This window comes from Heliophilum fasciatum, assembly GCF_004341395.1.
Lineage (GTDB): Bacteria > Bacillota > Desulfitobacteriia > Heliobacteriales > Heliobacteriaceae > Heliophilum > Heliophilum fasciatum.
In genome coordinates this window covers 1-9,505 of sequence record NZ_SLXT01000046.1, presented here as the reverse complement: position 1 = coordinate 9,505, position 9,505 = coordinate 1, and the positions used below count along the sequence as shown (strand labels likewise).

Annotated in this window: 7 protein-coding genes and 1 pseudogene; all 8 read right to left on the bottom strand. The window is 39.8% G+C overall.

What is annotated here, in order from left to right; translation table 11 throughout:
* Positions 1–91: 91 nt before the first annotated feature.
* Positions 92–952: pseudogene (locus tag EDD73_RS14185) on the bottom strand (transposase); the annotation flags it as partial.
* A 124-nt stretch (positions 953–1,076) separates the two neighbouring features.
* Complete coding sequence (tnpB, locus tag EDD73_RS14180; RefSeq protein WP_131921029.1) at positions 1,077–1,433, bottom strand: IS66 family insertion sequence element accessory protein TnpB; 357 nt, start codon at positions 1,431–1,433, stop codon at positions 1,077–1,079.
* On the bottom strand, positions 1,427–1,753 hold the full coding sequence (gene tnpA / locus EDD73_RS14175; protein ID WP_406567202.1) for an IS66 family insertion sequence element accessory protein TnpA: 327 nt from the start codon (positions 1,751–1,753) through the stop codon (positions 1,427–1,429). The genes tnpB and tnpA overlap by 7 nt, the downstream gene beginning before the upstream one ends.
* Before the next feature lie 272 nt (positions 1,754–2,025).
* Positions 2,026–5,121, bottom strand: coding sequence for a type I restriction endonuclease subunit R (locus tag EDD73_RS14170; protein ID WP_131921027.1), 3,096 nt, complete (start codon positions 5,119–5,121; stop codon positions 2,026–2,028).
* A 1-nt stretch (position 5,122) separates the two neighbouring features.
* Entirely contained in the window at positions 5,123–6,013 is an 891-nt protein-coding gene (locus EDD73_RS14165; protein ID WP_165876545.1) for an FRG domain-containing protein, read from the bottom strand.
* Complete coding sequence (locus tag EDD73_RS14160; protein ID WP_131921023.1) at positions 6,006–7,214, bottom strand: restriction endonuclease subunit S; 1,209 nt, start codon at positions 7,212–7,214, stop codon at positions 6,006–6,008. Before EDD73_RS14160 ends, EDD73_RS14165 begins: the two co-directional genes overlap by 8 nt.
* 10 nt (positions 7,215–7,224) lie before the next feature.
* Entirely contained in the window at positions 7,225–8,775 is a 1,551-nt protein-coding gene (locus EDD73_RS14155; RefSeq protein WP_131921021.1) for a type I restriction-modification system subunit M, read from the bottom strand.
* A 103-nt stretch (positions 8,776–8,878) separates the two neighbouring features.
* The gene (locus EDD73_RS14990; RefSeq protein ID WP_165876544.1) at positions 8,879–9,046 is read right to left on the bottom strand and encodes a hypothetical protein; all 168 of its coding nucleotides are present in this window, start codon (positions 9,044–9,046) and stop codon (positions 8,879–8,881) included.
* Positions 9,047–9,505 lie beyond the last annotated feature (459 nt).

Sequence of the window (9,505 nt, the reverse complement as noted above, 5' to 3'; positions counted from 1 at the left end):
AGATGGTGGCTCTCGTTCCGTGAACATGGCTCTATTTTCCCGTGAAGGTGGCTCTATTTTTCCGATAAAGTGGCTCTTTCACGCCGAAATACTCATAGTCATAGAGAATGATCGGCGGACCTTCGCGGCCGGTTCGATATAACCACAGGTAGGACGTCGTTTCGGCGGCCCGGTTCGGTTCATGCAGCACCTGTACGGTGGTCTCATCGGCATGGAGAATCGGCTGCGCCACCAGAATCTGCTTCATGCGCCCATACAGGAGGGACAGCCAACGGTGGGCACCGTAAAGCATCCAGTTGGCCAGGTTTTGGCGCGACAACTCCACGCCGAGGCGCAGAAATTGCTGCTCCTGGCGATACAGTGGGATGCTGTCCGTATATTTCTGATTCATGACATAGGCCATCATCGATGGTGAGACCAAGCTGCCTTTGAGCACCGGTTTGGGCATCGGCGCCGTCACGATCGGGGTTTGGATCGCTTCCCGCTCGCAACGACGGCAGGCGTAAACATACCGCACATGCTTGACCACTTTCACTTGGGCCGGAACGATCTGCAGTTCATTTCGTTCTTCTTTGCTCATTTCATGCAATGCACCACCGCAACAGGAACAAACCTGTGCTTCTTCCGTGAGACGGTATTCGATCGTCTCGACGGGCAGGTGATCCAAGCGAACTTCCCGTTGGCCCGTGGCTTTGCGACGTTGATAGGTGATCGTCTCCAACGTCGGCTCGGCCAGTACCGCCAGGGCTTCGGTTTCCGCCTCATTAAATAATTGCAGTTGATCTTGCTCGGGTTCACTGCGTTCACTGGAAGCGCCAAAACGCCGGTGTTGTTGAAGGCGAAACTGCTCCTCATACCATTTCAGCTTCGCCGTAAGTTCTGTATTTTGCTGCGCTAATTGTTCACAGCGCTTCTGCAACTCCGTGATCGACGGTTCCGGGCTTGCACTCATCGGGGGAGCAACGTGGGGAGGGTGGATGTTATGGTCCGGTGTGTTTGTTGTTTTCTTCATACACCAAAGATTCGACGGGATTCGTATATATCCTTTTTAAAATGCAACAAAGCGCACAACACTTTTACAGGATCGTGCGCGCCGTTACGGGTCGATGGGCCTCCGGTTGTTGTAGCGGAAGACCGTCAAGTAGCCAACGCAGTTCCCGGCGGCTGATCGTGATCGATTCCCGCCGGTCGTTACCCGGCCAATGAAACTTTCCACGTTCCAATCGTCGATAGTAGAGCCAGAAACCATTGTGATCCCATTGCAGGATTTTCACCTTATCGCGCTGCCGATTGCAAAACACAAAGAGACACGGTGCAAAAGGATCAAGTCCAAAATGTTCGTTAACCAAAATGGCCAACCCGTCAATCGATTTGCGCATATCGGTGCTGCCGCAAGCGAGGTATACGCGTTCGACTGTCGTTTCATTTAGCATAATTCGGCCAGGGCCTTCGCCACTTGAGCAAATAATACCGGATCAAAACCGTCGTGAACTTCGATGGTTGCCGGACCGACGCGGACCACCATGGAGGCGTCCGAGCGTTCTTCTTTTGTCCAGGGGGCAACATTCACGGAGAGCCAATGGGTGGGACCCGATTCCGATGTTGCTTCGGTTTTTTGAAGCCAATACCGCAATTGATATGGCTTGACATTATTCTCTTCACACCATCGGGGGAGTCGCTGGCCACTCGCTTGAAATGCGGCCACGCGCGCCTCCCATTCTTTTCGTAGTTCTTCTCTGCTCAGAAAAATCATCCCCAGTTCGCTTCGTTTTTAGCGTTCTGGGAATGATTATTGCACATCGATTATTGAACTGGTAGGTGAGGAAGGTTTGACGCTTACTCGAAAAACGGGTTATAACTACGATCGTATCCAATTAAAAACAGAGCTGACACCGTACGAAAAACGATGCCAGCTTGCGTAATAACTTGAGATTCTACATAGGGTGTTTTTATTCGTGTCCGATTAACGGGGAGCAGTTCAATAAGCGCTTGTAGTGTCTGGCTTTTTTTATATACGCCTACCTTTTATTGCATTTCTTTTTCACAGATTTTTTCAGCTTGTTCAATAATTAATTTAACAGCGTCCGTTTGATTATCGGGTGGATACTTATATTTACGTAGAAGTCGTTTCACAGTAATACGCATCTGAGCACGCACACTTTCCCGCACGTCCCAGTCGACTCTCATATTATTCCGAATGCTTATGGCGAGTTCTTTTGCAATTTGTTTAAGTACATCGTTTTTATAGAATTTTCTCGCGGACTCGTTTTCAGAAATTGCATCATAAAATGCTAACTCATCGTCAGACAAACCTAATTCTTCTCCTCTCTTGTGGAGATTATTCAAGTCTTTTGCCATATCAACAAGAGCCTTGATAACTTCAGCGGTTTCAAGTGACCGCTTAGTATAGTGGTTAACTGACGCTTCAAGCATTTCTGAGAATTTCTTAGCTTGCACAATATTATTTTTGGAAATCGCTTTGATTTTACCATCTAGCAGTCTGCGCAATAATTCCAATGCTAGATTTTTTTGAGGAAGTCCTTTGACTTCTTCCAAAAAGTCATCAGATAGTATGGATATGTCTGGCTTGTTTAATCCCACAGCTGCAAGGATATCAACTATCTCTTCTGAAATTACTGATTTTGAGACCAACTGTCCTATTTCATATTCAATTTGATCCTTTGTTTTCTTAGGCTTGTCTTTAGGTAACAATTTAATTATTCCGGCTTTAACTGCTTTGAAAAAACTAATATCTAAATTGATTTTTTGTGCTTTTTCTGAGGTGGAGCAAAGAGCATATGCCTTTCCAATTTCAACTACAAAGTTAAGGAAGTCTTTTCTCTCATCTTCGGCTTTGCCAAGAACAAAATCAACACCTTTAACAATGCAATCCATTCTTTGAGATGCAGTTCCATATAAGTAACTACTGTAATCAAATCCATGCAGTAAACCTTTGATTTGCTCATATTTTTCTATCATGACGTCTATTGCAATCTGAGGGTCAATACCGGTTGTTTTTCTGTCAGATGGTGTATATTGAGCAAGAGCACTACGTAAATTATCAGCTATCCCAATATAATCTACGACCAATCCACCAGGCTTATCTTTAAACACGCGATTAACTCGCGCTATCGCCTGCATTAGGTTATGTCCACTCATTGGTTTATCGATATACATTGTATGCAAACATGGAACATCAAAACCAGTTAGCCACATATCACAAACAATAACAACATTTAACTCATCATCTGGATCCTTCATCCTTTTGGCAAGTAGTTTTTTCTGTGCAGATGTAGTAGAGTGCATCTGAAATTCCTGAGGGTCAGATGCGGCAGATGTCATAATAACTTTGATTGTACCCTTATCGACTTCATCATTATGCCACTCTGGTCGATATTTTATAATTGTTGAATATAGTTTAACAGCAATGTTCCTCGACATTGCCACGAACATCACTTTGCCGCTAAGTGCATTTTGCCGTAAATCATAATGATGCAAAAAGTCCTTTGCAACTACATCCAAACGAGTATCTGTTCCAACAAGCGCCTCAAGTCTCGCCCATTTTCTTTGTTGACTTATTATATATGTTTCCTCTTGTTCTTTTACAATTTCTGCATACTCAATATCTATTCTTGGCTTAATTTCTTGAGGAATATCAAGTTTCGCAATTCGGCTTTCATAATAGATCGGGACTGTTGTTTTATCCTTGACCGCCTGTGTCAGATCATATATATCAATGTAATCTCCAAATAATGCAGGTGTGCTTTTATCACTTAACTCTACAGGAGTTCCTGTAAATCCAATAAATGAAGCGCTTGGTAACGCATCACGCATATATTTAGCGAACCCGAAAGACACCCTGCCATCTTTTTCTTTAGCTTCTAATCCATACTGACTACGATGAGCCTCATCTGCAATAACAATAACGTTACGGCGGTTTGTCAGTGCTTCAATGCTTTGGTCACTTTCATCAGGCGAAAATTTCTGAATAGTAGTAAATATAATACCTCCAGATTCAATACTTAACAAATCCCTTAATTGTTTCCTGTTTTCTGCCTTCCTCGGGAATTGGCGCAAATAATCGGCACTTTTAGCAAAAGTGCCAAAAAGCTGATCATCAAGATCGTTTCTATCTGTAATAATTACAATCGTGGGGTTATTTAGCTCTAAGACTAATTGGCGAGTATACATAAGCATGGAAAAACTTTTTCCACTTCCTTGTGTATGCCAAATAACACCTACTTTTCTATCTCCATTTTCTGCTGTAGCAATATGTGTTTTATATAATGCTTTTTTTACCGCAAAATACTGGTGATAACCGGCAAGTATTTTAAACGTTTTATCATCCTCATGAACAAAAAATGTGTAATTAGAGACTATGTCTAAAATACGCTTTTTATCCATTATCCCATGTAACATTACTTTCAATTGAGGTGTAGATACTGGTGCTTCACCGGTTCCATCAACTGTTCGCCAAAACATAAAACGATCAAAATCTGAGGAAATTGTACCAACCTTTGCGTTTATTCCGTCGCTCGTAACTAAAAAAGCATTGTGATAGAAAATCGTAGGTATATCTTTTTTATAAGTTTGTAATTGATTAAACCCCTCTAAAATACCAATATCTTCATTAGATGTATTCTTCAACTCAATTACTGCAAGCGGTAAACCGTTTATAAAGACAACAACATCAGGACGACGTTCTTTACCATTTTCAATAATTGTATACTGATTAACTGCTAAAAATTCATTATTTTCAATGTCCGTTAAGTCAAAAATATAAGCTTTTTCGGTTTTTATATTCCCATCTTTATTTCGTATTTCTACGTCAATACCATCAGTTATCATTTTGAAAAAAGCAGTATTGTTCTGTGAAATAGACATACTTTGATGACTTGTTATTTTTTTTACTAAGTCATCAATCACCTTATCGGGGTATTTTCTGTTAACTCTCTTGAGGGCGCTGTGTAAACGACTATATAATACAACATCTCCAAAATTCTCACGTTCTGCAAAACTGCCACCGGGTGAAATATCTGGGCCATAAATTGTCTGGTAGCCTAATTCCCGAAACCACTCCATCACTGCCTGTTCCAGGTGATGTTCTGCAAAATGCGACATATCATTCACCTGCCTTTATATAATGCTTATTCCTTATATATGAAGTCTGGTGTTCGAGTTCCGGATATACAAAGGACTCGTTAATTCCGATGATATCTAGTTCTTTAAGCATTGATTCTTTATACTCTTGCGGAACAATTAGGGACCGTGGGATACCATCGCCAAAGTCTTTAACCAACTGATCCTTTAAATTAAATGTATTCTTAAGGAAATAATCTGGTTTCTCGATGTCAATACCCAATAGTAAAAAAGCACCATTTTGACGTTTGATTCGTTCGTTGTTTTTTGGAGCAACAACAGGTATATATTTTGTTCTAAACAAATTTTCGATTTTTTCTTTCTTTTCTTTGAAATCCAAATCTTTGCTAATCAAACCTTTTTGAACAAAATAGTCAACAAAATACTCAATGCTTTTCCCATCATATTCCGCAAGGGCAGCAAAAAACTGTACCTGTCTTTCAGTTGGGCGCTGTAATGATTCAATTAGAATAAGTATTTCGCCATCTTTATCTTCACATGTCTGATCCGCACAAGCAAAATATAAAGCAATTAGTGGGTTAGTAGTAACATCAATTAATCTTGTTGGTAACCCATAGTGCTGCATTTTTACGAGTTGTTCAAAGTCAGTCATGTGATTATCAAACTCAAACGGTTCTTGTAAAATTAAGTCATTGATTAATGTTGTTTCTTTGCCGATCATGTTGTTGCGAAAAATACTAGCGTCCATCGGGAAGCTTATATTTGCTTGCCCTCTAAATAGCAATGTACCTGTTATGTTATTTTCTTTAATAGTCCTGATAAATCCAGAAACCTTATTAATTAAGTCTCCGACACTACAAACAGAATTTTCTTGCCCTGGTGTTTCCTGTGAAAATTCTTCAAATTCAGACATTCGCTTCATCCACTTCCACTGGTAATTCTCTGCTCATAAGCTTTGGTAAGAGAGTATCTCTTATTTCAGACAATACATCATTTTCTTCTTTCAGTTTAGATATTTTTTTTTGCATAACTATGTATATTTTAGAGAATTCTTGTTGCACTTCCATCTTTGGAACAAGAAAATGTTTATGCAACAAATAATCTTTTCGGATTCCTTGTCCTTCTCTTGCGCCAAGTTGCAGAATATCCATATATCTTGACATGTTAATTCTTATTTCAAGTTCTAATATAAATGGTAAAATAACCGACTGGTCGATTTTAAAAATTTGATACGCAGGACTAACAGAACCAATCTCATCTGTAAACACTCCAAAATTTAATATTTCACGACTGAGACCAAAGATCAAGTCATCTTTAACAACCTTCTTATTATTTTTTTGTGATTTAGTTAGATTTTTATTAAACTTTTCATCTCGAAAAGTAATACCCTTATTTGTCGTGGAATAAATAGGAGCATCTACATCACCAATTTTTTCGGAATTTGGGGTTAAAAAGTCTTTGAATTGTAAGACATTCCAGCCAGATGGTACATCTCGATTTAAATTCTTGTTTTTCACCAATTCGCCTGTGCTAGATAAGTAATTAAAATCATTGAACCAGTTTTTATAAACAACCGAGACTATTTCTTTTAACAACATCATGTGTATAACATTTTTCTCAATTTTCCTATCATAAATAGCAAGTTGGTTTGCAATACTAACTTGTTCCTCTTTGGTTTCAGGACAAAATATTTCTACCTTTGAAAAATCTTTTTTATTAATTATGGGGACAGCTGTTGAAGTTTCTCCCATAAGCTTTATATGTGGTGAAGCATACTTTATTGCATAATAGATAAAATCAGGGTCGAAATCTTCATATGGCACAACAGAATTAATTTGTTGATTAGTGGCACTATCTATTTCAGTTATCGCCACCTTGCCCATATCCGAACCAATGCAAGTAACACAAATAGAATGTTTTGGGATCAAACAGTTTTTAATTGAATTTAAGCCCAACATACTTATTTTCTTGCTTGTGTTCCTGATAGCTTTAAGTTCGCTGAAGTCAGCTGGTGTAATAAATGGGAATTCATCGTTATAGTATTCAGTAACGCTTGTTTTGGGAGTTTTTCCGGTAATTATTTTACCTACATCTCCTATTTTAAGTTTCCTCATTTTATACACCTCACAACCTAAAGTTGAGATTTTTCAATTGATTCTCTACCTCAATATCAAGTCCTTTTGACTCTTCCATAATTATTGACAGCTGTTTTGTCAATCTTCCCATCTTTTCCTCAAAAGGCTCGCTATCTTTCTCAATAGGCGCAACACCCACATAGCTCGCAGGGGTTAGATTATAGTCTTTTTCCCTAATTTCCTCCAGTGCAACAATTTTCCAAAAGCCTTGTTTATCTTCATAAGGCACTTCTGTACCATCCGCTTGTATAGTTTTCTTTTCATGATTTCGGAAGGAATGATAAGCAGATGTAATATCATTAATGGTTTTGTCCGTTAGTTTACGTTGTGTACGGCTATCTTCCAATGGTTCAGTTTTCATATTACGTGCATCAATAAATAGAATTTCCCCATGTCTATCACGATGTCCATTTTTTAATTTGTTTCTTGTTATAAACCAAAGGCATACGGGAATAGAGGTGGTTGAAAATAACCCACCTGGTAATGTCACAATACAGTCAATTTTATCGTTTTCTATCAAATTTTTACGAATTGTATATTCACTTATAGTTGATGCTGAAAGCGAACCATTTGCAAGAACAAATCCTGCTGTTCCGCTTGGAGCCAAATGATAGAGCATGTGTAAAATCCATGCATAGTTGGCGTTGCCCGCGGGTGGGATGCCATATTTCCCCCAACGAGGATCATCAATTAAGCGTTCGCCTCCCCAATCACTAATGTTGAAGGGGGGATTTGCCATGATATAGTCAGCTTTAAGATTTTTATGCTGATTATTGTGGAAAGAATCTGCGTTCTGTTGGCCTAGGTTAGCATCTATACCACGAATGGCAAGGTTCATCTTACAAAGTCTCCATGTATTGTAATTAGACTCCTGCCCATAAATCGCAAGTTGACCGTCAATTCGCCCCTGTCTATCCTTGACAAACTTCTCACTTTGAACAAACATCCCGCCAGAACCACAGCAAGGATCATATACTCTGCCATCATGCGGTTCGATCATATTTACGATTAGTTCTACAACACTTCTCGGAGTATAGAATTCGCCGCCCAGTTTGCCTTCAGCCCGGGCAAATTTACCAAGAAAATATTCGTAAACTGTTCCAAGGGTGTCTTTGTTTGGATCATTTCCGATTTCAATATTTGCAAGTAGATCAACGAGCTGACCAAGAGCAGTTTTGTCTAACGAAGCACGGGCAAAATCTTTCGGAAGCACGCCTCTTAAAGTTAAGTTTTCCTTTTCAATTATATACATTGCATTATCAATTACCTGACCGATTTCAGGTGTTTTAGCTTTTGCCATAATGTTATCCCAGCGGGCCTCTTGGGGTACCCAGAAAACATTCTTCGCAGTATATTCATCTTTATCTTCAGGATCGGCATACTCATCTTGCGAAATTTCTGCGTAAACTTTAACAAAGCTATCAGAAATGTATTTCAAAAATATAAGTCCCAAACAGACATGTTTATACTCAGCAGAATCCATATTATTTCTAAGCTTATCAGCCATTATCCACAAATCTTCTTTTCTTAACTCGGCCATTTAAATTTTTTTCCCCCAACTAAATAATTTTTTATAATTTACATGGTAGCATCAATACAAAGATACGATGGAAATATATCGACGCCTCCTTGTTCATCTAACCTCATATATCCATAATAGGAATAACAACCGTGGGTGGTTTATTCTGCTTGTAAACAATTACAATCTTGTCTTCCTCATTTACTTCTTTGTATATTCGGGAAGCTTGTCCCTTTAACAACTCTTTAACAGAATGGTACCCCGGTATATGGGTTCCTTTGTCTTTAATCACATAACCACCTCCTTTAGACACTTTATCTAAGTTACTCAAACTTCGGTGCGACCAGGCAAGGCCAAGTAGTTTAGCAGGTGGAAATCCTGCCTGAAATGGTTGAAGCCCAACCATCAGTAGCGAGTCTTGGACTGAACAAAGCAATTTGTGCGGTTTAGCGTAGACAGTTAGGATGTAGGCCTGAATGTGATTGAGCCTCGAAATGAGTAAAACGGATAGGCTGACGATGTCGAAGTATCGGAAAGCAACACCGTACTTTTATCAATAGTGGCGAGATGAGTGCGGCTATCCCGGGGATGAAGAGCCAGGCATGCATCACAATGACTACATGGGAACCTGGGAAACCCTGCCGCTCTTCAGTAATGGAGTATGGCCGACAAGCCCAAAAGCAAGGGAGCCAAACAGCGAGTAGGGAGTCGGATTTCCGCATAGTACCAATGAAGTCGGGTAACGCCGACA

Excerpts from the sequence above, each read along its gene's own strand:
- tnpB (WP_131921029.1), bottom strand. The coding sequence starts at position 1,433 with ATGCTAAATGAAACGACAGTCGAACGCGTATACCTCGCTTGCGGCAGC.
- tnpA (WP_406567202.1), bottom strand. The coding sequence starts at position 1,753 with ATGATTTTTCTGAGCAGAGAAGAACTACGAAAAGAATGGGAGGCGCGC.
- EDD73_RS14170 (WP_131921027.1), bottom strand. The coding sequence starts at position 5,121 with ATGTCGCATTTTGCAGAACATCACCTGGAACAGGCAGTGATGGAGTGG.
- EDD73_RS14165 (WP_165876545.1), bottom strand. The coding sequence starts at position 6,013 with ATGTCTGAATTTGAAGAATTTTCACAGGAAACACCAGGGCAAGAAAAT.
- EDD73_RS14160 (WP_131921023.1), bottom strand. The coding sequence starts at position 7,214 with ATGAGGAAACTTAAAATAGGAGATGTAGGTAAAATAATTACCGGAAAA.
- EDD73_RS14155 (WP_131921021.1), bottom strand. The coding sequence starts at position 8,775 with ATGGCCGAGTTAAGAAAAGAAGATTTGTGGATAATGGCTGATAAGCTT.